This window comes from Donghicola mangrovi (genome assembly GCF_013377535.1).
In the GTDB taxonomy this organism is placed as follows: domain Bacteria; phylum Pseudomonadota; class Alphaproteobacteria; order Rhodobacterales; family Rhodobacteraceae; genus Donghicola; species Donghicola mangrovi.
Window position 1 is genome coordinate 441,171 of the sequence record NZ_JABCJE010000003.1, and the last position, 23,190, is coordinate 464,360.

Genomic DNA, 23,190 nt, shown 5'->3' on the forward strand with positions numbered 1-23,190 from the left:
GGCGAACCACGAGCAGTAGATACAACCAGCGGTTTCCGGGGATCGCTGGACAGAGAGGCAGTGATGGCGGACTTTCAGTCTCAGGGCGGTTACACGCCCTACAACCAGTATGGTGGCAACTACGGTTGGGATGACCCTGCGGACTACATGCAGGATTTCATCGTCGAAGAAAGCCCCCGTCGCAAGCTGATGAACATCGTCGGCTCTGTCGCCTCGGTTGCGGTAGTTTCTGCTGTCGTTCTATGGGGTTACGGGACAATCGTGCGTGACGTAAGCGGGGTTCCCGTGGTCGCCGCGATGGAAGGTCCCGTGCGCGTTGCCCCCGAAGAACCGGGCGGCGAAAAGGCCGCAAATCTGGGTCTCGCCGTGAACGAAGTGGTCGCCGCAGGCGCCAACGACATGCCCGTGGATCAGGTCGTTCTGGCCCCCGAACCCCTCGACGTGGCCGCCGAAGATGGCGCCATGGCCGAGATTATGCCCGTGGAAGATACTGTAACTGCAGATGACGCGGGCTTCGAAGTCGCGGGCATGGGGATCGAGGGAATTGATTCTCAGGTCTTGACCGACGAAGAGAACCTGCCCGTGCCGCTGGATAACATCGTTGATACCGAGGATGACTTTGCCGCACTGGCGAATCAGCTGGCTTTGAACGTGACCCCGCTCAGCTCGCTGAACCTCGAGGAGACGATGGCCACCACCGTCGAGCCTCAGGCCATGACCGCCAGCATCAGCGCGCTGCGTCCCCAGATTCGTCCGACCGTCGAGCAGGGTGATCTGCAGGTGGCTTCGGTGGGCGAGTTCGCGGCACCGGCCTCGACCGCTCAGGAAATGGACCCGACCGCGCTGCCCGCCGGCACTCGTCTGGTGCAACTGGGTGCCTATGAGAGCCCCGAGATCGCACGTGTGGAATGGGATCGCATCAGCGGCCAGTTCAACGAATTCTTCACCAACAAAGGCCGCGTGATCCAGAAGGCCGAGAGCGGCGGGCGCACTTTCTATCGTCTGCGGGTCTACGGATTTAACGATCTGGCCGATTCGCGCCGCTTCTGCTCGGTGCTGATGGCAGGGAACGCGGCCTGTATTCCGGTCGCCCTGCGCTAACCATGAACCTTGCTGCTATTTTCGGATGCTCGGGGCCTGTGCTGACAGGCGCCGAGCGTGACTTTTTCAGGGCTGCGCAGCCTTGGGGGTTCATCCTGTTTGCCCGCAATATCGAGGATGCCGCGCAACTGCGTGCGCTGACCGCTGATCTGCGGGCGGCCGTGGGTTGGAACGCGCCGATCTTCATCGACCAAGAGGGGGGCAGGGTGGCCCGCCTGCGGGCGCCGCTGGCCCGTGAATGGACCCCGCCTTTGGACATGGCCGAGGCCGCAGGCGAGAATGCCGCGCGGGCCTATTGGCTGCGCTACCGGATCATTGCGGCGGAGCTGATGTCCTATGGCATCGACGGGAACTGCGCGCCGATGGCCGATGTGGCCCGTGCCGACACGCACCCATTCCTGCGCAACCGCTGCTACGGGCAGGATGTGGCAACCGTTGCCGCCAATGCCCGCGCCTGCGCCGAGGGGCATCTGGACGGCGGCGTATTGCCCGTTCTGAAGCATATCCCCGGTCATGGCTTGGCCCGCGTGGACAGCCACCTGGACCTGCCGCGCGTGGATGTGGACGCCGAGACCCTGACGAACGTGGATTTCGCGGCCTTCAAGGCGCTGAACGACCTGCCGCTGGGGATGACCGCCCATCTGGTGTTCGAGGCGCTGGATGATCAACCGGCCACTCTGTCGCCCAAGATGATGGGGCTGATCCGAAACGAGATCGGCTTTGACGGCTTGATCATGACCGACGACATCAGCATGGGTGCATTGTCCGGCACGGTGGCCCGCCGGTCCGAACGCGCGATTGCGGCGGGCTGCGATGTGGTTCTGCACTGCAACGGCAATCTGGCCGAGATGGAGAGCATCGCCAATGTCTGCGGCGACCTGACCGAGGCGGCAATTGTCCGCGCGGATCGGGCCTTGGCCATGCGCCGAACCCCAAGCGATATTGACATTCCGGCCCTAGAGGCAGACCTTTCCGCGCTCTTGAACGGGTGAGGAAATGGACGATCTATTCAGCAGTGATCCCCGCGGGCGGGGCGATGGCGCGACCGTCGAAGACCGGCTCGCCGCGGAGGCGCTGATCGTCGACGTCGAGGGCTTCGAAGGCCCGCTCGACGTGCTGCTGACCCTGTCCCGCACCCAAAAGGTTGACCTGCGCCGCGTCAGCGTTCTGCGCTTGGCGCAGCAGTATCTGGCCTTTGTGGAAAAGGCCAAGAAGCTGCGGATCGAACTGGCGGCGGACTATCTGGTGATGGCGGCGTGGCTGACCTTCTTGAAATCGCGCCTGCTGCTGCCCCCCGATCCCACCGAGGACGGTCCCACCGGTGAAGAACTGGCCGCACATCTGGCCTTCCAGCTGGAGCGTCTGCAGGCCATGCGGGACGCCGCCGCGCAGTTGATGGCGCGGGACCAGTTGGGGCGCGACTTCTTTGCCCGCGGTCTGCCCGAGGACGTAGAGCGCGTGCGCAAGGTGCGCTACACCGCGACCATTCTGGACCTGATGCGGGGCTATGCCCGCATCCGGACCAAAGACGACTTCCGCCCCTTTGTGCTGGACCGCGACAGCATCCTGACCATGGAAGAGGCGCTGGAGCGGATGCGCGGGCTGATCGGCTTTGTCGGGGAATGGGTGGACCTGTCGACCTATTTGCCCGACGGCTGGGTGGATGACCCCAAGCGCCGCCGGACGGCCACGGCAGCGACCTTTGCCGCGTCATTGGAGCTGGTCAAAGAAGGCCGCGCCGAGATCCGCCAGACCGAAACATTCGCGCCCATCCAGCTGCGCAGAAGGGAACGCCGCCGTGAGCCATAAGCCCGATGACGACGAGAAAAGCCTCTTTGACGCGCCGGTGATCGGCGAGCAGGAGCGCATGGTCGAGGCGATCCTTTTTGCCAGCCAAGAGCCCGTGACCGTGGCCGAGCTGAACGCCCGTATGCCCCACGGCTGTGACGCCGCCGAGGCGCTGGCCTACTTGCGCAAACGCTATGAGGGGCGCGGTGTGCGTGTGGTGCGGGTGGGCGATGCCTATGCCTTCCGGACGGCGCCCGATCTGGCCTTCCTGATGCAGCAAGAGCGCGAGGAGGTCCGCAAACTGTCCCGCGCCGCGATCGAGACACTGGCCATCATTGCCTATCACCAGCCCGTCACCCGCGCCGAGATCGAAGAGATTCGCGGCGTGACCGTCAGCCGTGGCACCATCGACCAGCTTCTGGATATGGAGTGGATCCGCTTTGGCCGCCGCCGGATGACACCGGGCCGGCCTGTGACCTTTGTGGTGACGCAGGAGTTTCTGGACCACTTCGGGCTGGAAAGCGCCCGCGATCTGCCCGGCCTGTCGGAACTGCGGGCCGCCGGTCTGCTGGACAGCCGGATGCTGGGGGCAGGGACCATTCCGACCTCGCGCGACGAAGAGGACGAAGAAGAGGAAATGGCAGGCCAGACCGAGCTGTTCGAGGATTGATTCCCCCAGCCGGGTTGAAATGGCGCGTCTCATGCGTACCTTTAGAGGAACGCTATCACAGGGGACGCCCATGAACGCCAACCAGATCATCAACATCGCGATGCGCCTCTTCGGTCGCCGCCTGATCAACAAGGGCGTGAACGCAGGCATCGACCATTTCGCCAAGAAAAACGGGGCCAAGAACGGCCCCGTGTCCGGCCAGAACGCCGGTGATATCGCGAAAAAGGCACGCCAGATCAGCCGTCTGATGCGCCGTTTCTGATTATTTGAAGTGCTTGGACAGCTTTAGGCCCTGACCTTGGTAGTTCGAAGCCAGATCGGCGCCATATAGGGTCTCGGGGCGCTCTGACATCTGCTCATAGATCAGGCGGCCCACGACCTGCCCGTGCTCCAGTACAAAGGGCGCCTCGTGGCAACGCACCTCTAGAACCCCGCGCGCACCGCTGCCGCCAACGGCCGCATGTCCGAAACCGGGGTCAAAGAAGCCCGCATAATGCACGCGGAATTCCCCGACCATCGCCAGATAGGGCGCCATTTCGGCCGCATAGGCGGGGGGGATGTGGACAGCCTCTTGGCTGACCAGAATATAGAACGCGCCCGGGTCCAGAATGATGCGGCCCTGATCGGTGCGAATCTCCTCCCAGAACTCGGCGGGGTCATAGGCGCCGATCCGGTCCAGATCGATGACGCCCGTATGGGGCTTGGCGCGATAGCCCACCAGATCGGTCCCAGAGAGCCTCAGATCGACCGAGAAGCCCAGACCGTCACTGATCACCGGCTCCCCGTTCACTAGCGTCTCTGCTGCGTGCAGGGCGCGCAGGGCGTCGTCATCCAGTACGCTCTGGCCATTGCGGAAGCGGATCTGGTTCAGGCGCATTCCAGGGCGCACCAGAACGCTGAACGAGCGGGGGCAAATCTCGGCGTAGAGCGGGCCGGAGTAGCCCGCAGGGATGCGGTCGAATTCGGTGCCACCGTCGGTCACGCAGCGCGTTAGCAGGTCCAGACGGCCGGTCGAGGACTTGGCATTGGCAACAGCGGTGATTCCCTCGGGCAGGTTCAGGCCTTCCATCAAGGGGACCAGATAGACGCAGCCCTTTTCCAGCACCGCGCCATTGGTCAGGTCGATCTGGTGCATGGTGAAGTCGTCCAGACGGTCCGCCACGGGCGTGCCGTGGCCCGGCAGGAACGAGGCGCGAATCCGGTAGGCGACATTGCCAAGACGAAGATCAAGACTTGCGGGCTGGACCTGTCCGGTCAGCAGGGGCGCGGCGATCGTGATCGCACCGCTTTCAACCATCTCAGAGATTTTCTGACTCGGCAGAACGCCGGTGGGCTGGGTCATTGTCGCGGCCTCCTCGCTTTGGATCGTTTCCGACCCCCAGATACATTAAACGCCCGAGGCCGTTGGCACTCGGGCGTTTTAATGGTCGGGCTAGCAGGACTCGAACCTGCGACCTTCCGTCCCCCAGACGGACGCGCTACCAGGCTGCGCTATAGCCCGACGTTGTGAGGGGCTTTCTACAGTTGTGGGCGGCAGGCGCAAGAGCGAAATACAACTTTTTCGAAATTATTTCGTCTGCGACAGGCGTGCGTGCAGCGCACGGATCTGCGGAGCCATATTTTGCAGGGCCGCGAGGTGTTTTTCCGGTGATTGCAAGACCATAGCCAGAATACGCGGCGCAGGCTCTGCGGGCGTGGGAACGGCTGCGGCGGAAATATTTTCGGGAATCGCGGGGGCAGACTCGGGCTCTGGTTGGGGCTCGGCGGCCTCAATCGGTGCGGGGGCACGGCGCAGGGGAATAACCTCGGCCGGGGGCGGGGCGGGTTCGTCCTCGACCTCGACTTCCAGCAGCTCGATTTCTTCTTCTTCCTCGAAACCGTCCCCGAACAGATTGCCCTGCGCGTTCGTTTCCTGAACCTCGGCCAGCGGGGTGCGGATCGTTTCGGGCAGAGGGGGTAGGGGCGCCTGAGCGGGCACCACAGCCTCGGTCACGGCGGGCGTGGCCTCGGGCTGCGCCACAGGGGGGTGTGCCTCAGTCTCGGTTACAGATGCAGTATCATCCAGTGAAACTGGCTCTGACAGGCCGCTTACATATTTCACGCCCTGTTGCCGCAGCACTTTTTGCACGCCCTTGATGGTCATGCCCTCGTCGTGCAGCAGCTTCTTGATTCCCCCGAGCAATTCCATGTCGGCTGGTCGGTAATACCTGCGCCCACCGGCCCGTTTGATCGGTTTGACCTGGGTGAACTTGCTTTCCCAGAATCGCAGAACGTGGGCGGGCGTTTCCAGCCAGTCAGCGACTTCGCTGATGGTACGAAAGGCATCGGGGGATTTATGCGCCATAGGGTCGCCTTATTTTTTGCGGTTCCCGTCCGCGACACGATCCTTCATCAGATGCGAAGGCCGGAAAGTCAGCACACGGCGGGGGTGGATCGGCACTTCCTCACCGGTTTTCGGGTTCCGGCCGACTCGTGCCGCCTTTTCCCGGACGCTGAACGTTCCGAATGAAGAAATCTTTACTTGCTCACCACGTACCAGCGCATCGGACATGTGTTCCAATACACTTTCAACCAGCTGTGCAGATTCATTTCGCGACAAACCGACCTCGTTAAAGACGGCTTCACTCAGATCCATCCGCGTAAGGGTCTTTTCACCCATAATCGCTCTCCCCATTGCTAAACGAACAATAGGGCGCTTGGATTTTACGAGTCAATATCAACAGCTTGTCGGCGGTGTACGTTTCGTTACCACCGGATCACGACGGAGCCCCATGCAAGGCCCCCGCCGATCGCTTCGGTGACCACAAGATCGCCCTGTTTGATCTGTCCGCGTTCCTTGCCCACGGACAGGGCCAGCGGGATCGACGCCGCCGAGGTGTTGCCGTGATCCTGAACGGTCACGACCACGCGCTCCATGGGGACGCCCATGCGCTGGGCTGTGCCCTTGATGATGCGCAGGTTCGCCTGATGGGGCACGATCCAATCCACGTCATCGCCGGTCAGCCCGATCTTGTCGAGCGCGGTGTGCGCAGTTTGTGCAAGCTTTTCAATGGCATGGCGGAACACTTCCTTGCCCTGCATGCGCAGGTAGCCGGTCGTGCCGGTGGACACGCCGCCGTCCACATACAGAATATCGCGGTACTGGCCGTCCGAATTCAGGTCGGTCGCAAGGATGCCGCGATCGTCGGTCGAGCCGGTGCCTTCTTCGGCCTCGAGGATCAGCGCGCCCGCGCCGTCACCGAACAGAACGCAGGTTCCGCGGTCTTCCCAATCCATGATGCGGCTGAAAGTTTCGGCGCCAATCACAAGAACCCGCTTGGCCGAGCCCGACAAAATCAGGCCGTTGGCATTCGTCAGTGCAAAAACGAACCCTGCACAAACCGCCTGCACGTCAAATGCAAAGCCCCGAGTCATTCCCAAGCCTGCCTGAATCATCGTGGCGGCCGAAGGGAAAGTCAGATCGGCGGTCGAGGTGGCGACAATAATCGCGTCCAGATCATTGGGCTGCAGGCCTGCATCGGCCAGCGCGGCCTGTGCGGCGCGAATCCCCAGATCAGAGGTGGTCTGGCCTTCGGCGGCGAAATGGCGGCGCTCAATCCCCGATCGGCTGCGAATCCATTCGTCGCTGGTCTCGATTTTCTCTTCGAACTCGCTGTTGGGAACCACACGCTCGGGCAGGTAGTGCCCCACGCCTTTGACAACTGCTCGAAGAGTCATTTCACAGAACCGTTTTTAATTATCGCCCGAATTGAGCGCATCCTGAGGCAGTGACGCTGCAGATGCAACCCGCGCGGCGAGTTTGCTGGTAAAGCCCGACTGGGCCAGCTGGAAGGCCAGCTTCACCGCTGCCGACACACCGGTCGAATCAGCGGACCCGTGGGATTTCACCACAGTGCCATTCAGGCCAAGGAAGACGCCGCCATTCACACGGCGGGGGTCGATACGCTTTTGCAGACGCTTCAGCGAGGTCAGCGCCAAGAGGGCCGCGATCTTGGACAGGATGCTGTAGCTGAACGCCTCTTTCAGGAAAGAGCGGATCAGGCTGGCAGTCCCTTCGCCGGTTTTCAGGGCGATGTTGCCGGTGAAACCGTCGGTCACGATCACGTCCACCTTGTCCGACGGGATGTCCCCACCTTCGACAAAGCCAACGAAATCAAAGGTCCCGGCCTCGGCGTTGGCGGCGATCAGGTCGTGGGCGGCTTTCATTTCCGCGCGGCCTTTATGCTCTTCGGTGCCGACGTTCAGCAGGCCCACGCGGGGGCGGGACAGGTTCAGACCGTTGCGGGCATAAGAGGCCCCCATCAGCGCGTATTGCAGCAGGTCTTGCTCGTCGGCGCGCACATCGGCGCCCACGTCGAGCATCACGTTGAACCCGTTGGGATTGCGTGAGGGCCACAGCACAGCGATCGCAGGGCGGTTCACGCCGGGGATCTTGCGCAGGCGCACCATCGACAGCGCCATCAGCGCGCCGGTGTTGCCACAGCTGACACAGACCTCGGCCTCGCCAGCGCGGACAGAATCAATGGCCGAGAACATCGAAGTTCCCTTGCCGTGACGCATCACCTGACTGGGCTTGTCTTCCATGCTAACCACACCGGCAGCGTCGCGTACTTCGCAACGGCCGATCAGACCGCGCTTGCGGGCGATCAGTTGTTCCAGCTCGGCTTTGGGGCCGTGGACAATAAAGCGGATGTCAGGGTTTTTTTGTGCGGACAGAGCTAGGCCGTCAACAACGACGGACGGTCCGCGATCCCCGCCCATTGCATCAATGGACAGGGTGACGGTACGGGCGTCCGTGCGCTCAGTGGTCTGGGTCGCAGTCATGGGTCGCCCGTTTCCTTAGGAAGAAGCTTATGCTGCGTCTTCGTCCAGATCGACTTCTTCGGTCAGGGCAACCACTTCACGGTCGGCGTAGTGGCCGCACGAGGGGCACACGTGGTGGGGGCGCTTCAGCTCGCCACAGTTGGTGCATTCGTTGGGGTTACCTGCAACCAGAGCGTCGTGGGCACGGCGGTTGTTGCGGCGCGATTTCGAAACTTTGTTCTGTTGGACAGCCATTGTCCTACCTCTATGCTTTAGGCGGGCGGGGCCCGGAGTTGTCTTACTAAGGGCGTTGCCCGGCGTCGTTGCGGGTTGACGGGGCCTATAGTACTAGGCGCATTCCGTGTCCAACCCAAAATTCCGATGAGGCGCGGAAAATACGCCTTTTGCAGCATTCTGCAAGGGGGGTATCAGGAATTTTCCTCGGAGTCCCCGCCCAATTTACTGCGCAAGGCTGCAAGACCGGCGAAAGGTTTGGCATCTTCGTCGGTCATGGCCTTCTTGCCGGGCTCTGTAACCTGCAAATCCACGGGGTCCGCGCCATCGGCACGGGGATAAAGCGGCAGGTTCAGCGAGAGCGACTCGATCATCACTTCAGCCAGATCGACCACGGCGGGCAGGGGCTCGATGCTGTCATCTTCGGGCATCTCGACCTCTTCGCCTTCGACTTCGGGGATCGATGACAGGTATTTGATCTCGACCGCGGTATCGATGCGGGTGGTGACGGGTTCCAGCGTGACCACGCAGGACTGCACCACAGTGGCCCCCAGCGATCCGGTCAGTTTCCAGTCATTGCGGCCCAACGGGGCCAATTCGGCCTCGAATCGCAGTTTGCGCAGGCCATCCAGACCCAGTTCATCCGCGATAGCGCGCATTTCCTCGGGGGGCGGGGTCAGAGTGACCCGAGTGGCTTTGCGCTGGGGCAAATCGGCGATACGCAGGGCGTGCTGCGGTAGGGGAGCTGTGTCTTGCATTCTTGAACCGGTGCCTTTCCTTCTGTAATCGGGATAAAAGCTAATAGACGTCGAGTTCAATAGGGGCAGCAGTATGCGAGCGGGAAAATGGATAGGACGGGCGACTTGCCTGGCGGCAGTAATTGCGGTCGCGGGCTGCGTCGCGCAGTACCGTCTGCACGGTTATACCCCCTCGGACGAGGATCTGGCCGCGATCACCGTGGGCGTCGATACCCGCGATACCGTGGCCGAGGTGATCGGCACGCCCGCGACTTCGGGTGTGATGCGTAACGACGCGTATTACTACGTTTCCAAGAACGTGCGCTCTTATGGCATGAAGCAGCCCGAGACCATCGACCGCCAGATCGTGGCGATCCGGTTCGACGAGGCGGGTGTTGTGACCAACATCGAACGCTACACCCTGCAGGACGGCCGCGTTGTGCCGCTGTCCCGCCGCGTGACCGGCAGCAATGTGGATGACGTTCCGTTCCTGACGAAGCTCTTTGGCAACGTTGGTGGTCTGGACTTGAGTCAAGCCTTCTCCGAGTAAGGTTTTTCCTGTCACGGAGCCTTTGCAGGCGATATGCTATCCGCAGTGGATCTTCTTCGCTGCGGACGTGACCGGATGCTGAACATGATGAAGGGGCGGTATCGCACCCGCCTGGCCCAAACCCCCGCGGATATCGAGGCCGCGCAGCGCCTGCGCTATCTGGCCTTTGTCGCCGAGACGGGGGCAGAGCCCAGCGCGGGCGGTCTGGACGCCGACGCCTATGACAGCATCTGCCACCACATGCTGGTCGAGGATCAGCGCTCCGGCGATCTGGTGTGCTGTTTCCGGATGTTGCCGCTGACCTCGGGCTCCGAGATTTCGCGCTGCTATGCGGCCCAGTACTATGATCTGGCCGCGCTTGAGGGGTACTCGGGCAAGATGGTCGAGATGGGCCGTTTCTGCATTCACCCCGCCGTCACCGATCCCGATATCCTGCGCGTCGCTTGGGGCGCGATGACCCGCTATGTGGACGATACCGGGGTCGAAATGCTGTTTGGGTGCTCCAGTTTCCGTGGGACCGATGCGCAGGAATATTTCGACGCCTTCGCGCTGCTCAAGGAACGGCACCTTGGCCCCAAGCGCTGGCTGCCCAAGGTCAAGGCGCCCAACGTCTTTCGCTTTGCCGCCCGCCTGCGCCGCAAGCCCGATGCCAAGCTGGCCATGCGCCGAATGCCGCCCCTCTTGAAGACCTATCTGATGATGGGGGGCTGGGTCAGTGACCACGCGGTTGTGGACCGGCATATGAACACGCTCCACGTCTTTACCGGCGTCGAAATCGCGGCAATTCCGCCCGCCCGCAAGAAGCTGCTGCGCGCCGTCGCGGGCTGACCCCTTGACGGCGATGCGGGGCAGGGATAGCGCGATGCCATGGCACGCGCACCCTTACTCCAGCTTTCCGACATCTCGCTGACTTTCGGCGGTGATCCTGTATTCTCCGGCCTCTCGCTGAACGTTCAGCCGGGGGACCGTGTGGCCTTGGTTGGCCGCAACGGGTCCGGCAAATCCACCTTGATGAAGGTCATGGCCGGTCTGGTCGAGGCCGACAGCGGTGACCGTGTGGTCGGGCCGGGCATCACCGTGGGCTACATGGAGCAGGACCCCTCAATGGAAGGTTTCGCGACGCTGGGGGATTTCGCCTCGAGCCGTCTGGATGCCTCCGAGATGTACAAGATCGAGATGGTGGCCGAAGGGCTGAAATTCGATCCGTCGCGCGATGTGAACGTGGCCTCGGGCGGGGAACGCCGCCGCGCCGCACTGGCCAAGCTGATGGCCGAAGCGCCAGAACTGATGCTGCTGGACGAGCCGACCAACCACCTTGATATCGAGGCGATTGCCTGGCTGGAAAACGAGCTGAAGAATACCCGTGACGCCTATGTGCTGATCTCTCACGACCGCGCGTTCCTGCGTGCGCTGACCCGCGCGACCTTGTGGATCGACCGCGGTGAAGTGCGCCGTCAGGAACTGGGCTTCGAAAATTTCGAAGCGTGGCGCGACAAGGTCTGGGACGACGAGGACGAGCAGCGCCACAAGCTGAACCGCAAGATCAAGGCCGAGGCCCGTTGGGCCGTCGAAGGCATCAGCGCCCGCCGCAAGCGCAACATGGGCCGTGTGCGCGCCCTTCAGGACCTGCGCGAACAGCGCGCCAACCAGATCAAACGCCAAGGCGCCGCCGCCATGGCGCTGGAAAGCGGCCCCCAGTCGGGCAAGCGCGTGGTCGAGGCTGAAGGCATCAGCAAGACCTACGGTGACAAGGTCATCCTGCGGGACTTCTCGATCAAGATCCAGCGTGGGGACCGTGTGGCCTTTGTCGGGCCGAACGGCGTGGGCAAGACGACCCTGCTGAAGATGCTGATGGGGCAGGAGCAGCCGGACACCGGCACCGTGACCCTTGGCACCAACCTGCTGCCGGCGATCTTTGATCAGGCGCGTGCGCAGCTCGACCCCGAGATGACCCTGTGGGACAGCCTGACCGGCGATCCTGACATGCGCGTGAGCGGGCAGGCGGATCAGGTGATGGTGCGCGGCACCCCCAAGCACGTGGTCGGCTATCTAAAGGAATTCCTGTTCGCCGAAGCGCAGGCCCGTGCCCCCGTGCGCAGCCTGTCAGGCGGTGAAAAGGCGCGACTCTTGCTGGCCAAGATCATGGCGCGCGAGAGCAACCTCTTGGTGCTCGACGAACCGACCAACGATCTGGATGTGGAAACGCTGGACCTGTTGCAAGAGTTGCTGGACAGCTATGACGGCACCGTGCTGCTGGTCAGCCACGACCGTGACTTCCTTGACCGTGTGTCGGCGACGACCATCGCGATGGAAGGCAACGGCAAGGCCACCGTCTATGCGGGCGGTTGGTCCGACTATCAGGCGCAAAAGGCCCTGACCGCCAAGGAAGAGGCCAAAGCCGCCCCCAAGGTCGAGAAGCCGAAAGAAGAGCCCAAAGCCGCCGCGCCCAAGGCCACCAAAGACGGCCTGACCTATAGCGAGAAGCACCGTCTGGACGCTTTGCCCGCCGAGATGGAGCGTCTGGAGGTCGAGATCGCCAAGCTCGAAGAGTTTCTGGCGAACCCCGACCTTTTCACCAAGGAGCCCTTGAAGTTCAAGAAGGCCTCCGAAGGTCTGGTCGAGCGGCAAGAGAAGCTGGCCGCTGCCGAAGAAGAGTGGCTGATGCTCGAGGAAAAGGCCGCCGGTTAAGGCATCCTGAGCGCGCCGTCGATCCGGATGACCGACCCGTTCAGATAGGGGCAGGTCAGGATGAACCCGACGGTGCGCGCGTATTCCTGCGGGTCACCAAGGCGTTTGGGGAAAGTCACGTCGGCGGCCAGACCGTCCATGACCTCTTGGCCCAGACTTTCCAGCATCGGCGTGCGAAAGATGCCCGGCGCGATTGCCATGCAGCGTACCCCGACCGAGGCCAAGTCCCGCGCCATAGGTAGGGCAAGCGCCGCGATCCCGCCCTTGGAGGCTGCATAGGCGGCTTGGCCCTTTTGCCCTTCGAACGCGGCGATGGAGGCGGTGTTGACGATCACCCCGCGCTGCCCGTCCGCATCGGGCGCATTTTTCGACATGATTTCAGCGGCCAAGCGCCCGACGTTGAAGCTGCCGGTCAGGTTGATGTCGATGGTGCGTTTCCAGCTGTCCAGCCCGTGGGGGCCATTCCGGCCCAAGGTTTTCTCGGCCGTGGCAATGCCCGCGCAGTTGATCGCGGCGGTCAGCCCGCCCATGTGGTTTGTGGCGGCGGACAGGGCGGCCTGAACCGACCCTTCGTCCGTGACATCGCATTCCTGAAAGCCTGTGCCGATCTCTGCGGCCTGCTCGGTGCCCCGCGTGGTGTCGCGGTCCAGCAGGAAGACCTGCGCCCCCGATGCGGCCAGAAACCGCGCCGTGGCGTTGCCCAATCCCGATGCGCCGCCGGTCACGACGGCCTTAATGCCGGTCAAATCCATCCGAGTTCCTCCCCTAACTGAACGGTTGTTCAGAAAGTGGCCGGAACGCGGCGGACTGTCCAGCCCCTATTGCAGGGGACGGATTTTCAGCTTGGTGATGCGGTTCGCCTCGCGCGCCAGAACAAGGAACCGGAAGCCGTGGAAGCTGAACACCTGACCGGGGGTCGGGATCATCTGCGCCTCGTGGATCACCAGACCGGCAATGGTGTTGGCCTCGATGTCGGGCAGGTTCCATTCAGTGGCGCGGTTCAGGTCGCGGATCGTCATCGCGCCGTCCACGATGTAGTTGCCGTCGTCGGACTTCTTGATTGGCAGCTCGGCCTCGGCGTCGAATTCGTCGGTGATCTGGCCGACGATCTCTTCCAGAATGTCTTCCAGCGTGATCAGGCCTTCGATGCTACCGTATTCGTCCACCACCAGCGCAAAGTGCGTGCGGCGGCGCAGGAACTGGCGCATCTGCTCGTCCAGCGAGGTGGTGTCGGGGATAAAGTAGGGCTTCATCGCGACGCTGGTGATGTCAAAGGTCTTCATGGCCTCGGGGTCGCGCAGGAACACGTCCATAGCGCGCATCAGGTCCTTGGCGTGGACGACGCCGACAATATTCTCCTGATCGCCCTTATAGAGCGGCAGGCGGGTGTGGTTGCTTTCCAGACATTGGGCCAGAATATCCTCGACCGGCGCGTCCGCGTTGATCATCTCGATCGAGGAGCGGTGCAGCATGACCTCTTCGACGTAGCGGTCGTTCAGGTCCAGTGCGCCAAGGATCCGGTCGCGGTCTTCTTTCTCGACCACGCCTTCGGAGTGGCCCAGTTGCAGGGCGCCGGCGATTTCCTCGCGCACGGCCAGAATTTGGCTGTCGGGGTCGGTCTGCACGCCGAACATACGCAGCACCAGACGCACCAGCGAACGCACCGCATACACCACCGGAGAGAAGATGCGCACAATCCACGTGATCAGCGGGGCGACGCGGGCGGCGGCAACCTCGGCATTGGTGATCGCATAGGTTTTCGGCAACACCTCGGCAAAGACCAGAACCAGCAGGGTCATGACCATGGTTGCCAGCGCCACACCCGATTCCCCGAACAGGCGGGTGAACAGGGCGGTCGCCATCGAGGTCGCCAGAATGTTGACGAGGTTGTTCCCCAACAGCACCGAGCCGATCAGACGTTCATTGTCCTCGGTGATCTTCAGCGCCTGTTCGGCCCCGCTGGAGCCTTTGTCCGCATTGGCGCGCAGTTTCCCCCGAGAGGCCGCCGTCAGCGCCGTTTCCGAGCCGGAGAACAGGGCGGACAGCAGCAACAGCAGCAGAATGCCACCGGCGGTCGTGTAGAACGAAGCGTCAAGAAGGGAGGTATCCATTGGTCTCTCAGAATAGTGTAGGGGGCAGATGGCGCCTCAGGAGCCTTTCGCCAAGGGGTGATGCTCGAAAACCAGCGATTTCAGCCGCTCTTGCAGAACATGCGTATAGATTTCGGTTGTGCCAAGGTCCGCGTGCCCCAGCAAGGTCTGGATGGCCCGCAGGTCGGCCCCGTTCGCCAGAAGATGCGTCGCAAAGGCGTGGCGCAGGGTGTGGGGCGTGACCGCAGACGGGGACACACCGCCCTGAACGGCGAAATCCTTGATCATCAGATAGAAGGCGTGGCGCGTCAGGTGCCCCTGTTTGCCGCGGGACGGGAACAGATAGGGCGAGACGGGTTTGCCGCGCAGGCGCCCCTCTTCTTCGGCGGCGTCGCGGTGTTCGAGCCACAGGATCAGCGCATCACGGGCCGGTTCGGACAGGGGAACCATGCGCTCCTTGCCGCCTTTGCCCTTGATCAGCAGCATACGGGGATCGCCCCGCGTGGCCCCAACGGGCAGGCCGACCAGTTCGCTGACGCGCATCCCCGTGCCGTAAAGCAGTTCCATCAGGCAGGTGTTGCGGGCCTGATCGGCGGGGGTGCGGCCCGATGCGGCGGCGGCATCCAGAAGGCGCGTGACGTCCTCTTGGCTTAGGGTTTTGGGCAGACGCTTGGCCTTGCCGGGGCCGCTGATCTGGATGACGGGATTGCTCTCGCGCCAGCCTTCGTCGTGGACGAAACGATACAGCTGTTTCAGCGCGGACAGGCGGCGGGCGCGGGTGGATTGGGACAGGCCCTGCGCCTCGCAGAAGATCAGATAATCCTCGAGGTCCGCGCGGACGGCATCGGCAAAGTTGAGCCCCTTGCGCGACAGCCAGTCCGCAGCGTCTTTCAGATCGCGGCCATAGGCCAGAAGCGTGTTGGTCGCCGCGTTCTGTTCGGCGGCCTGCGCCTCGAGAAAGCTGGAGATCCAGCGGTGATCCTGCATCGCCGGGCCTCAGGTCGTCTCGAGCAGCATCAGCTGGATCGCCACGGTGCGCGCGGTTTCCTCGAGGCCGACGGCGCGGAACAGCGACAGGGCTTCGGTGATCTGGCGCGGGTCGCTGCGGGTGCCTTGGGACAACTTGGCCATAGCGCGCAGGATTGCCTCGCCGATGGCGCGGTTGTCGATCAGGGCCTGCATCCCAGAGGTGGGCGGCGTGGTGAAGCCGTCATAGATCGCCCGCAGACGGGGCTGGGTGGGCGGCGTTTCGGGCATTTTCCCCGTGGCCGCGGCCCGCAGCATGATGTCCGTGGGGGTGATCTTGGGCAGGCGCCGCGCGGCCTCTTCGTAGCCGGGGGACAATAGAGCCACCTCCAGCGCGTTACGCTGATGCGCGCCGGCCAGGTCGATGTCCAGCAGACGGGTGCCGAACAGGCGGGCAAAGGTGACCTGCAGGCCGACCTCGCCCATGCGGGTCCAAGCGTCGGGCAGGGTGCGCATGATCGCCTGCTTGTCGCGGCGGTTCAAAGCGGTCTCGAACCGCTGCAAGGCCTCGACCCGATCCCAGACACCGCCGGACGCCGCCGGAAGCCGCGCCGAGTAGATGCCCAGAAAGCTGTTTTCGGACAGGGCACCGGCGCGGGCCAGCCGTTCGGCGGCCTCCAGCTGGGCCTTCCAACCGGCCACGGGGCGCAGGTCCGCATGGGCAAAGGCGCGGGGCAGGGTGCTGGTTGGCATCCGCTCTCCGATCGCTTCGAACAGGCGGAATTCCAGCGGGGTCGGGTCCTCGGGGAAGGCGAGCAGGTCGTCCTCTTCAAAGAGGTCGGGATCAAGGAACCGCGCCAGCAGCGCATCCTCGTCCGGCTCCAGCACGCCCAATGCCTCGGCGGTGCCCAGAACCAGCGCGGCGGTGCTCCACTTGCCGCGGCGGGCAAGGCAGAAGATCCGCGCAGGATAGCGGGCCGACAATTCGGGGCGGCGGTCAATCTCGGCGCAACGGGCGTCCTCGTTGCCGGTCAGAAGCGAGGCATCAAAGGCCCGCTGGAACAGTTGCGGCGTGTCGATGCCCGCGCGCTCCATCAATGCCTCGGCCTGTTCGACCGCGCCAAGCTTCAGCAACTGATCCACGCGCAACTGCAGGAAATCCCCGTTGCGCTTGATCCCGACAGGGGCGTCCGCCTCGGCCAGAAGCAGAGTGAACATCAGCGCGCGCACCGACGGCAGTTCGGAATTTCCGGCCTGCTGCATCAGACGCGCCAGATCATCGGGGCTGCTGCGTCGCCACAAATCCGTAGGAAATCCGGTGACTGACTGCGACAGCAATCCCGCCGCATCGGACGTGACACTTTCCAGCGCGGTCACGGTGACCTCGGGGGCGGCCGCACCACCAAGCGCGCCGCTGTCCAGTGGCGGAACGGCTGCGGGTGTCACCTCGATGGAATTGGACAGCCAGTCGATCGCGGAAAGTGGCGCTTGGGCCACCGCGATCCCCGGCCAAAGGGCCACCAGAATGGCGGCCTTATTGAACATGCAGGATAACCTCCTGTCGGACTTCGTCAGCGGGGGCAGAGAAATCAGCCCCGAGGAACGGCCCGACATAGGCATAGCAGACCAGCCCGACGGCCCCTAGAACTGCAAGATAAAAAAGCCATTTGATAATGCGCCCCATAGTCCCCTCATTCTCGTATGTTTGGGTTTGGCGGAGATTATATATGGCATTTCCGTCAAGTTCACGTCATTGAAGGCGACGAATTGCAATTTAGCGTGAACGCGCCGATACGCCTAAACGGAAGCCATGACGATACGCCTTAAAAAGACGGTAGTCCTGATCGGGATGATGGGAGCAGGGAAAACAGCTGTAGGGCGTGCGCTGGCCGAACGCCTGCACGTGCCCTTCATGGATTCCGACGAGGAAATCGAACGCGCCGCCGCCATGTCGATCCCCGAGATTTTTGCCCGCGACGGCGAGGATTTCTTCCGTGCCCGCGAGAGCGAGGTCATTTCGCGCCTGATCACCACCGATGGCGCGATCCTCAGCACCGGGGGCGGGGCCTTTCTTCAGGCGCGCAACCGCGAGGTGATCCACGAAAAGGGCGTGTCGGTCTGGCTGGATGCCGAACTGCAGACCCTGTGGAACCGTGTCCGCAACAAGACCACGCGTCCCTTGCTGCGCACCAAAGACCCCAAGGCCACCCTGACCGAGATCTACCACAAGCGCGTGCCCATCTACGCCAAGGCTGATCTGCGCGTCACATCCGAACCGCGCCTGCCGATTCCCGAGATGGCCGAGCGCGTGATCGAAGCTCTGAAAACCCGCCCCGATGTTCTGGAGGTCTGTGATGATTGAAACCGTCTCTGTTCCGCTGCCCGGCCGTGAATACAACATCCGCGTGGGCCAAGGCCTGATCGCCAGCGCGGGCGCCGAAATCGCCCCCTTGCTGCGCCGGAAAAAGGTCGCCGTTGTCACCGACGAAAACGTAGGCGCGATCCATCTCGAAACCCTGCGCGCGGGCCTCGAGTCCGAGGGCATCACCATGACCGCCCTGACCCTGCCCGCAGGTGAAAGCACCAAAAGCTGGCCCCACTTCACCCGCACCGTCGAATGGCTGCTCTCTGAACAGGTCGAGCGCCGCGATGTGGTTGTGGCGTTGGGTGGCGGCGTGATCGGCGATCTGGTTGGCTTTGCCGCATCGGTCCTGCGCCGCGGCGTGCGTTTCGTGCAAATCCCGACCTCGCTGCTGGCCCAAGTGGACAGCTCGGTCGGTGGCAAGACCGGCATCAACACCTCTCACGGCAAGAACCTCGTGGGCGCGTTCCATCAACCCAGCCTCGTGCTGGCCGACACGGATGCCCTCGGGACACTGACCCAGCGCGATTTCCTTGCCGGCTATGGCGAGGTCATCAAATACGGCCTCCTCGGGGATGCAAACTTCTTCGAGTGGCTGGAAGAGAACGCCACTAAAATGGCCGCCGGCGATGTGGACGCTCGCATCTATGCGGTCAAACGCTCGGTCGAGATGAAGGCCGAAATCGTTCTGCGCGACGAAACCGAACAGGGCGACCGTGCGCTTCTGAACCTCGGCCACACCTTCTGCCACGCGTTCGAGGCCGCCACAGGCTACTCCGACCGATTGCTTCACGGCGAAGGCGTCGCCATTGGCTGTGCGCTGGCCTTCGAACTCTCGTCGCGCCTTGGCCTCTGCCCCCAAGAAGACCCCTCGCGCCTGCGCCAGCACCTGCGCGAGATGGGCACCAAAGTGGACCTCGCCGACATTCCCGGCGAACTGCCCGACGCGGACAAACTGCTCGATCTGATGGGGCAGGACAAAAAGGTCGTGGACGGCCAACTCCGCTTCATCCTCGCCCGCGGCATCGGCCAAGCCTTTGTCACCTCGGACGTACCCCGCGACATGGTCCGCACGCTGTTGCAAGAGGCCCTCGACGCCCGCCGCTAAACACCAAGGCCCGCCACCAGAGCGGGCCTTTTGCTTTCTTCTTTGCCCCAAATACTCACGGCACCACACCCGCCAAGATCCCAAAGCAAAAAGAAAGGGGCCCGAAGGCCCCCACACGTTCAACTTAGAACGGAATTTCGTCGTCCAGATCACGGCTGCCGCCGCCACCCTGACCGCCGCCGTAGCCGCCGCCCATATCCGATGGGCCGCGATCGTCATAGCCGCCGCGGTCATACCCGCCGCCCTGACCTCCGCCATAGCCGCCACCGCCGCCCTGACCGCCTTCGTTGCGGCCGTCCAGCATGGTCAATTCACCGCGATAGGGGCGCAGCACGACCTCGGTCGAATAGCGGTCCTGACCGGACTGGTCCTGCCATTTGCGGGTCTCAAGCTGGCCCTCGATATAAACCTTGGAGCCTTTGCGCAGATACTGCTCGGCCAGCTTTACCAGCGGCTCCGAGAAGATCGCGACGGTGTGCCACTCGGTGCGTTCCTTGCGCTCGCCCGAGGCGCGGTCGCGCCAGGTTTCCGAAGTAGCGATCCGCAGGTTGGCCACCTTGCCGCCGTTCTGGAAGCTGCGCACCTCGGGGTCGCGTCCCAGATTTCCTACCAGAATAACCTTGTTCACCGATCCGGCCATAGTGGTCCCTTTCGAATCCTTGTTCTTGCGTATCCGCGTCAGGCTTACACAAACCCGTGTCCCGCTTAAACGCCCGATCCCCTTTGGCTTGGAAAAATCCACAGATTTGTTTAAGGTCGCCGGAGTTTTTCAAACGAGGGGCTGTCCATGCGTCTTACTACGATCCGGACCTTCGCGACGACTGCATTTGTATTTTCGATTTTTACAACGTCATTGCCGACTTTTGTTTCTGCCGACACCGCTGGTTCCCGTGCGCGGATGGCGGCGTTTCGCACCCAGACCGCTGTGCTGGACGGACGCGCCGCGTCCCAGTACGCCGCGTCGATCAAACTGATGCCGCCGTCGGTGGTTACGCCGACCAAATACTCCACACCGAAATATCGCGGGCGCTATAGCGGCCCCTATCTGGCCATGGCCAAGGACGCCGCCCGCAAACATGGCGTCCCCGAGGACCTGTTCGCCCGTCTGGTGCAGCGCGAATCCGGCTGGAATGCGGGAGCCAAGTCCCACAAGGGGGCTCTGGGCCTTGCGCAATTGATGCCGGGCACCGCCAAGCTCTTGGGCGTGGACCCCAGCGATCCCCGACAGAACCTCGAAGGGGGCGCCCGTTATCTGGCCACCCAGTACGAACGGTTCCAGGATTGGAAGCTGGCACTGGCGGCCTATAACGCAGGTCCCGAAGCGGTGCAGAAGCATAACGGCGTTCCGCCCTACGCCGAGACCCGCGCCTACGTCACCGCTATTCTGGGGGAGTGACCGCTTCGGCGGGCACTTCGGTCCGGTACCAAAGGTCGTGATGATGCTCTAGCGCCTGATGCATGGCGGTGCCGCCCACGCCCCGCCGCACATGGCGATAGAGCCTGCGCCAATAGGGCAGGATCACGGCCGCATCCTCGAGAAGAATATCCTCGATCCGGTCAACAATCTGGCGGCGTGATTCGATGTCCGTGGTGCCAGAGGCGCGGTCGATCAGTGTATCCAGATCGGCGTTAGCGATACCGCATTCATTCCACACGCCATCCGATCTGTAAGCCAGACTCAGGATTTGCACCGCCAAGGGACGCGCATTCCATTGGGTGCAGGACAAGCCGTGCTGCTTCCACTCGGCACGGAATTCCTTGCCGTGGATGCGGCGGCGGGTGACGTTCAGTCCGGCGTCCCGCATCTGCACAGCGATGGCGTCGCCGGTGGCGGCGTTCCAGTCATCGTCCACAGTGATCAACGCGAATTCGGTGTCTTGATGTCCGGCCTCTGCCATCAGGGCGCGGGCCGCTGCGGCGTCTCTTTCTGGGACTTTTTTCGGGGTATATTCGGGGTGGCGCGGAGAGACGGGAATGTTCTCGCCGACCGTGCCGTGGTTCGCGTAGCCCAGTTCCAGCACGATGTTGTTGTCCACCGCCAAGGCAAACGCCCGCCGCACGCGCGGGTCCGCAAACACCCGCACGCCGTCCTGTTCATAGTTCCGGCTGGCCCGGCATACCAGCGTGGCCGAGGTGTCGATCTCGGACCGGAACAGGTCCATATCATCAAATTCCTGAATATAAGTGGCACTTGTCTCGTGGACCATGTCGATCAGGTCCTCGGTAAAGGCGCGGGAATAGACCGCCGGATCAGTGCCCAGATCGACATATTCGATCCGCGACAAGGCAGGGGTGCCGCCCCACCAACCGTCGCGGCGCAGCAGCACGGCGGACTGGCCTTCGTCCACGTGCTCGATGGTGTAAGGGCCGGTGCCGATCGGGGTTGCGGTCAGGTCCGCGCCCGTTTTGTCAAAGCTGGGGTGCACGATCAGCGCAGGGTAGTCGGACAGGTTGGCGATAAAGGCCACGTCGGGGCGCGACAGGTTCAGAACGATGGTGTGGTCATCTTTGATGACCATCGCCCCAAGGGCGATGAAGCCGGTGCCCTTGTCACACATCGCGGCCATGCGCGTGGCCATGGAGTTACCGCTAATGCTGCGATTGCACCAACGTTCAAAGTTGTAAGCCACATCGGACGCGGTAAAGGGATCACCGTTGGACCAGCTAACACCTTGTTTCAGATAGAGAGTGTAAGTTCGGGCATCATCCGAGACTTCCCAACCCTCTAGCAGCCAGGGTTCAAAGGTGTGATCTGTTCGCCAACGCACCAGATTTTCACAGCAACCCCGTGCAATGTTTCCCTTTTCGGGCCAGTCAAAGGTGCGCGGATCGTCCACCCGCAGCACCCGCATCTGGCAGCGCAGCAGCTCGGTCATGGGGATTTGCGGGGTCTCTTCCTGAGCCTGCGCAGGCACCCCCGCCATGGCCAATGCCGCCCCCGACGTCATCCCCAAAGAAGTCGCATAGGCCAGAAATTCGCGCCGACTCAGGCCCCCTTGTTCCATCTGTCCGTGCAGGCCGGAGATTGCAGGATGGAGCGGAGCATTGGTCAGGGTTTTACGCGTCATTTCAGCCTCTTGGGGGCCGGTGTTCACTTGGCCGGCCAGGGGCCCGTTTTGAGGGGTCCTTCTGGTCCAAGTTGCGCATAGAAAAACAGAGCGGGTCAACCGCTCTGTTTGCAAAAACCATCAAACTTGCGGGAAAACCCGCTCAGGCGGCGGTTGCGCGGGCGCGGAACCGTTCCGGCGACTCGCCCGTCACGTTCTCGAACGAGCGGGTGAAATAGGCCGGAGAACTAAAGCCCAGATCCTCGGCCACTTGCTGGAAGGTCGCGGCGCTGGTGGCCAAAGCCTCGCGCGCGGCCAGGTGGATGCGCTGGTTCAGGATGTCCGAGGCCGACAGATCGCACATGTCCTTGCAATAACGGGACAAATCCGACGGGGACAGGCCCAGTTCGGCGGCGTAGTCGGTGGTGGTCTTGCCCGAGGCGTATTGCTGTTCGACCAGCGCGGTATAGGCGCTGACAGCTTCGGATGCGCGCGGGTCCATGGGGGCGGCACCGGTGCCGCATTCCTCTTTCTGCCGCTCCAACCAGACCGAGATCAGACCTAGCAGACAGATCGCTGCCCGTTCAGAGCGCAGGCGCTGGATGTCCAGTTCCTGCTGCAGAACCTCGAGGTGACTGGTCAGTTCGCACTGGTCGCCAGCGTTGCGAACGCGCAGCTGCATGGGCTTGGTGGGCAAGCCCAAATGCAGCGCCGAGGAAATCTGGACCACGGTGCCATAGCACTGCGATCCACACTCGAATTTCAACATGGTTCCGGCGGGCACAAAGACAGCATTGTGGCTGTTATAGCCGCTGCGCGCACCGCCAAGGATCAGACGCCCCTGACCACGGGTGACCCAGATCAGCAGGTGGTCGTTGTAACCACGCATGGCTCCGCGTTTCCATTCGGGGCCATTGAAAAACTGGCTCAGCGATTGGAAGCGGACGGGTTTGTTGCCGTCAGCGACGGTCCATTGCGCCGTCTCGGTCGGATTGATGATCAGTGCGTGATTCATGGTTTGTTAATCTGTAAGTATCAAACGTGGT

At 62.8% G+C, this 23,190-nt stretch carries 25 protein-coding genes and 1 tRNA gene; 11 read left to right on the forward strand and 15 right to left on the reverse strand.

Going from position 1 to position 23,190, the window contains the following annotated elements:
• Nucleotides 1-63: 63 nt before the first annotated feature.
• The 5 genes from HJ536_RS10075 to HJ536_RS10095 all read left to right on the forward strand — a co-directional run bounded on the left by HJ536_RS10075 (nucleotide 64) and on the right by HJ536_RS10095 (nucleotide 3,821).
• Nucleotides 64-1,101: an SPOR domain-containing protein gene (locus tag HJ536_RS10075; protein WP_177157603.1), complete on the forward strand. Its 1,038-nt coding sequence runs from the start codon at nucleotides 64-66 to the stop codon at nucleotides 1,099-1,101.
• Between the two features lie 2 nt (nucleotides 1,102-1,103).
• A complete protein-coding gene (locus HJ536_RS10080) occupies nucleotides 1,104-2,093 on the forward strand; it encodes a glycoside hydrolase family 3 N-terminal domain-containing protein (RefSeq protein ID WP_177157604.1) in 990 nt (329 codons plus the stop codon).
• 4 nt (nucleotides 2,094-2,097) lie between these two features.
• Complete coding sequence (locus tag HJ536_RS20885) at nucleotides 2,098-2,910, forward strand: segregation and condensation protein A (RefSeq protein WP_176853249.1); 813 nt, start codon at nucleotides 2,098-2,100, stop codon at nucleotides 2,908-2,910.
• A gap of 58 nt (nucleotides 2,911-2,968) precedes the next feature.
• Entirely contained in the window at nucleotides 2,969-3,559 is a 591-nt protein-coding gene (gene scpB / locus HJ536_RS10090; protein ID WP_420811091.1) for an SMC-Scp complex subunit ScpB, read from the forward strand.
• A 70-nt stretch (nucleotides 3,560-3,629) separates the two neighbouring features.
• Nucleotides 3,630-3,821: a hypothetical protein gene (locus HJ536_RS10095; RefSeq protein WP_177157606.1), complete on the forward strand. Its 192-nt coding sequence runs from the start codon at nucleotides 3,630-3,632 to the stop codon at nucleotides 3,819-3,821.
• Here the strand turns inward: HJ536_RS10095 and HJ536_RS10100 are convergent, their stop codons facing one another.
• The 8 genes from HJ536_RS10100 to HJ536_RS10135 form a co-directional block, all read right to left on the reverse strand.
• The gene (locus tag HJ536_RS10100) at nucleotides 3,822-4,901 is read right to left on the reverse strand and encodes a 2'-deoxycytidine 5'-triphosphate deaminase (protein WP_176853246.1); all 1,080 of its coding nucleotides are present in this window, start codon (nucleotides 4,899-4,901) and stop codon (nucleotides 3,822-3,824) included. It lies immediately after the preceding gene.
• A gap of 82 nt (nucleotides 4,902-4,983) precedes the next feature.
• Nucleotides 4,984-5,060: transfer RNA gene (locus tag HJ536_RS10105), tRNA-Pro, on the reverse strand.
• A gap of 66 nt (nucleotides 5,061-5,126) precedes the next feature.
• Complete coding sequence (locus HJ536_RS20890) at nucleotides 5,127-5,903, reverse strand: MerR family transcriptional regulator (protein WP_228028688.1); 777 nt, start codon at nucleotides 5,901-5,903, stop codon at nucleotides 5,127-5,129.
• Nucleotides 5,904-5,912: 9 nt separating this feature from the next.
• Nucleotides 5,913-6,218 (reverse strand): integration host factor subunit alpha, encoded by a 306-nt coding sequence (gene ihfA / locus HJ536_RS10115; protein WP_176853244.1) that lies wholly within the window; start codon nucleotides 6,216-6,218, stop codon nucleotides 5,913-5,915.
• 86 nt (nucleotides 6,219-6,304) lie between these two features.
• Complete coding sequence (locus tag HJ536_RS10120) at nucleotides 6,305-7,276, reverse strand: beta-ketoacyl-ACP synthase III (protein WP_177157607.1); 972 nt, start codon at nucleotides 7,274-7,276, stop codon at nucleotides 6,305-6,307.
• Nucleotides 7,277-7,291: 15 nt separating this feature from the next.
• A complete protein-coding gene (plsX, locus tag HJ536_RS10125; protein WP_177157608.1) occupies nucleotides 7,292-8,383 on the reverse strand; it encodes a phosphate acyltransferase PlsX in 1,092 nt (363 codons plus the stop codon).
• A gap of 27 nt (nucleotides 8,384-8,410) precedes the next feature.
• On the reverse strand, nucleotides 8,411-8,617 hold the full coding sequence (gene rpmF / locus HJ536_RS10130) for a 50S ribosomal protein L32 (RefSeq protein ID WP_176853241.1): 207 nt from the start codon (nucleotides 8,615-8,617) through the stop codon (nucleotides 8,411-8,413).
• Nucleotides 8,618-8,790: 173 nt separating this feature from the next.
• Nucleotides 8,791-9,354 carry a YceD family protein gene (locus HJ536_RS10135; RefSeq protein WP_177157609.1) on the reverse strand — a complete coding sequence of 188 codons (564 nt, stop codon included), beginning with the start codon at nucleotides 9,352-9,354 and terminating at the stop codon, nucleotides 8,791-8,793.
• A gap of 73 nt (nucleotides 9,355-9,427) precedes the next feature.
• On the opposite strand from HJ536_RS10135, the gene HJ536_RS10140 reads away from it, so the two are divergent.
• The 3 genes from HJ536_RS10140 (at nucleotide 9,428) to HJ536_RS10150 (ending at nucleotide 12,571) form a co-directional block, all read left to right on the forward strand.
• Nucleotides 9,428-9,883 carry an outer membrane protein assembly factor BamE gene (locus HJ536_RS10140; RefSeq protein ID WP_177157610.1) on the forward strand — a complete coding sequence of 152 codons (456 nt, stop codon included), beginning with the start codon at nucleotides 9,428-9,430 and terminating at the stop codon, nucleotides 9,881-9,883.
• A 75-nt stretch (nucleotides 9,884-9,958) separates the two neighbouring features.
• The gene (locus HJ536_RS10145) at nucleotides 9,959-10,711 is read left to right on the forward strand and encodes a GNAT family N-acetyltransferase (RefSeq protein WP_176853613.1); all 753 of its coding nucleotides are present in this window, start codon (nucleotides 9,959-9,961) and stop codon (nucleotides 10,709-10,711) included.
• 39 nt (nucleotides 10,712-10,750) lie between these two features.
• Nucleotides 10,751-12,571: an ABC-F family ATP-binding cassette domain-containing protein gene (locus HJ536_RS10150; protein ID WP_177157611.1), complete on the forward strand. Its 1,821-nt coding sequence runs from the start codon at nucleotides 10,751-10,753 to the stop codon at nucleotides 12,569-12,571.
• On the opposite strand, the gene HJ536_RS10155 is transcribed toward HJ536_RS10150, so the two are convergent.
• The 4 genes from HJ536_RS10155 to HJ536_RS10170 all read right to left on the reverse strand — a co-directional run bounded on the left by HJ536_RS10155 (nucleotide 12,568) and on the right by HJ536_RS10170 (nucleotide 17,172).
• Nucleotides 12,568-13,323, reverse strand: coding sequence for an SDR family NAD(P)-dependent oxidoreductase (locus tag HJ536_RS10155; protein WP_177157612.1), 756 nt, complete (start codon nucleotides 13,321-13,323; stop codon nucleotides 12,568-12,570). The two genes, HJ536_RS10150 and HJ536_RS10155, sit on opposite strands and share 4 nt — an antisense overlap.
• A 66-nt stretch (nucleotides 13,324-13,389) precedes the next feature.
• Nucleotides 13,390-14,682, reverse strand: a complete 1,293-nt coding sequence (locus HJ536_RS10160) for an HlyC/CorC family transporter (protein ID WP_176853236.1) — start codon at nucleotides 14,680-14,682, stop codon at nucleotides 13,390-13,392.
• A gap of 36 nt (nucleotides 14,683-14,718) precedes the next feature.
• A complete protein-coding gene (locus tag HJ536_RS10165) occupies nucleotides 14,719-15,648 on the reverse strand; it encodes a site-specific tyrosine recombinase XerD (protein ID WP_177157613.1) in 930 nt (309 codons plus the stop codon).
• A gap of 9 nt (nucleotides 15,649-15,657) precedes the next feature.
• Complete coding sequence (locus HJ536_RS10170; RefSeq protein WP_228028375.1) at nucleotides 15,658-17,172, reverse strand: hypothetical protein; 1,515 nt, start codon at nucleotides 17,170-17,172, stop codon at nucleotides 15,658-15,660.
• Nucleotides 17,173-17,437: 265 nt separating this feature from the next.
• Here HJ536_RS10170 and HJ536_RS10175 point away from each other — a divergent pair, with 265 nt between their 5' ends.
• Nucleotides 17,438-17,989: a shikimate kinase gene (locus HJ536_RS10175; RefSeq protein ID WP_177157614.1), complete on the forward strand. Its 552-nt coding sequence runs from the start codon at nucleotides 17,438-17,440 to the stop codon at nucleotides 17,987-17,989.
• Entirely contained in the window at nucleotides 17,982-19,097 is a 1,116-nt protein-coding gene (gene aroB / locus HJ536_RS10180) for a 3-dehydroquinate synthase (RefSeq protein WP_177157615.1), read from the forward strand. Before HJ536_RS10175 ends, aroB begins: the two co-directional genes overlap by 8 nt.
• Before the next feature lie 124 nt (nucleotides 19,098-19,221).
• Here aroB and ssb read toward each other — a convergent pair whose 3' ends face one another.
• Nucleotides 19,222-19,737 (reverse strand): single-stranded DNA-binding protein, encoded by a 516-nt coding sequence (gene ssb, locus HJ536_RS10185; protein WP_176853217.1) that lies wholly within the window; start codon nucleotides 19,735-19,737, stop codon nucleotides 19,222-19,224.
• A 147-nt stretch (nucleotides 19,738-19,884) separates the two neighbouring features.
• Between ssb and HJ536_RS10190 the strand changes: the two genes are divergently transcribed.
• A complete protein-coding gene (locus HJ536_RS10190) occupies nucleotides 19,885-20,493 on the forward strand; it encodes a lytic transglycosylase domain-containing protein (protein ID WP_176853216.1) in 609 nt (202 codons plus the stop codon).
• Here the strand turns inward: HJ536_RS10190 and HJ536_RS10195 are convergent.
• Entirely contained in the window at nucleotides 20,477-22,165 is a 1,689-nt protein-coding gene (locus HJ536_RS10195; protein ID WP_177157616.1) for an ABC transporter substrate-binding protein, read from the reverse strand. The two genes, HJ536_RS10190 and HJ536_RS10195, sit on opposite strands and share 17 nt — an antisense overlap.
• A gap of 142 nt (nucleotides 22,166-22,307) precedes the next feature.
• Complete coding sequence (locus tag HJ536_RS10200; RefSeq protein WP_177157617.1) at nucleotides 22,308-23,159, reverse strand: helix-turn-helix domain-containing protein; 852 nt, start codon at nucleotides 23,157-23,159, stop codon at nucleotides 22,308-22,310.
• Nucleotides 23,160-23,190: the final 31 nt, after the last annotated feature.

Coding starts and splice junctions, on each gene's coding strand:
- HJ536_RS10190 (WP_176853216.1), top strand. CDS start 19,885: ATGCGTCTTACTACGATCCGGACCTTCGCGACGACTGCATTTGTATTT.
- HJ536_RS10095 (WP_177157606.1), top strand. CDS start 3,630: ATGAACGCCAACCAGATCATCAACATCGCGATGCGCCTCTTCGGTCGC.
- ssb (WP_176853217.1), bottom strand. CDS start 19,737: ATGGCCGGATCGGTGAACAAGGTTATTCTGGTAGGAAATCTGGGACGC.
- plsX (WP_177157608.1), bottom strand. CDS start 8,383: ATGACTGCGACCCAGACCACTGAGCGCACGGACGCCCGTACCGTCACC.
- HJ536_RS10145 (WP_176853613.1), top strand. CDS start 9,959: ATGCTGAACATGATGAAGGGGCGGTATCGCACCCGCCTGGCCCAAACC.
- HJ536_RS10100 (WP_176853246.1), bottom strand. CDS start 4,901: ATGACCCAGCCCACCGGCGTTCTGCCGAGTCAGAAAATCTCTGAGATG.
- rpmF (WP_176853241.1), bottom strand. CDS start 8,617: ATGGCTGTCCAACAGAACAAAGTTTCGAAATCGCGCCGCAACAACCGC.
- scpB (WP_420811091.1), top strand. CDS start 2,969: ATGGTCGAGGCGATCCTTTTTGCCAGCCAAGAGCCCGTGACCGTGGCC.
- HJ536_RS20890 (WP_228028688.1), bottom strand. CDS start 5,903: ATGGCGCATAAATCCCCCGATGCCTTTCGTACCATCAGCGAAGTCGCT.
- HJ536_RS10120 (WP_177157607.1), bottom strand. CDS start 7,276: ATGACTCTTCGAGCAGTTGTCAAAGGCGTGGGGCACTACCTGCCCGAG.
- HJ536_RS10200 (WP_177157617.1), bottom strand. CDS start 23,159: ATGAATCACGCACTGATCATCAATCCGACCGAGACGGCGCAATGGACC.
- HJ536_RS10170 (WP_228028375.1), bottom strand. CDS start 17,172: ATGTTCAATAAGGCCGCCATTCTGGTGGCCCTTTGGCCGGGGATCGCG.
- HJ536_RS10075 (WP_177157603.1), top strand. CDS start 64: ATGGCGGACTTTCAGTCTCAGGGCGGTTACACGCCCTACAACCAGTAT.
- HJ536_RS10140 (WP_177157610.1), top strand. CDS start 9,428: ATGCGAGCGGGAAAATGGATAGGACGGGCGACTTGCCTGGCGGCAGTA.
- HJ536_RS10195 (WP_177157616.1), bottom strand. CDS start 22,165: ATGACGCGTAAAACCCTGACCAATGCTCCGCTCCATCCTGCAATCTCC.
- HJ536_RS10165 (WP_177157613.1), bottom strand. CDS start 15,648: ATGCAGGATCACCGCTGGATCTCCAGCTTTCTCGAGGCGCAGGCCGCC.
- HJ536_RS20885 (WP_176853249.1), top strand. CDS start 2,098: ATGGACGATCTATTCAGCAGTGATCCCCGCGGGCGGGGCGATGGCGCG.
- HJ536_RS10150 (WP_177157611.1), top strand. CDS start 10,751: ATGGCACGCGCACCCTTACTCCAGCTTTCCGACATCTCGCTGACTTTC.
- HJ536_RS10175 (WP_177157614.1), top strand. CDS start 17,438: ATGACGATACGCCTTAAAAAGACGGTAGTCCTGATCGGGATGATGGGA.
- HJ536_RS10160 (WP_176853236.1), bottom strand. CDS start 14,682: ATGGATACCTCCCTTCTTGACGCTTCGTTCTACACGACCGCCGGTGGC.
- HJ536_RS10080 (WP_177157604.1), top strand. CDS start 1,104: ATGAACCTTGCTGCTATTTTCGGATGCTCGGGGCCTGTGCTGACAGGC.
- aroB (WP_177157615.1), top strand. CDS start 17,982: ATGATTGAAACCGTCTCTGTTCCGCTGCCCGGCCGTGAATACAACATC.
- HJ536_RS10155 (WP_177157612.1), bottom strand. CDS start 13,323: ATGGATTTGACCGGCATTAAGGCCGTCGTGACCGGCGGCGCATCGGGA.
- HJ536_RS10135 (WP_177157609.1), bottom strand. CDS start 9,354: ATGCAAGACACAGCTCCCCTACCGCAGCACGCCCTGCGTATCGCCGAT.
- ihfA (WP_176853244.1), bottom strand. CDS start 6,218: ATGGGTGAAAAGACCCTTACGCGGATGGATCTGAGTGAAGCCGTCTTT.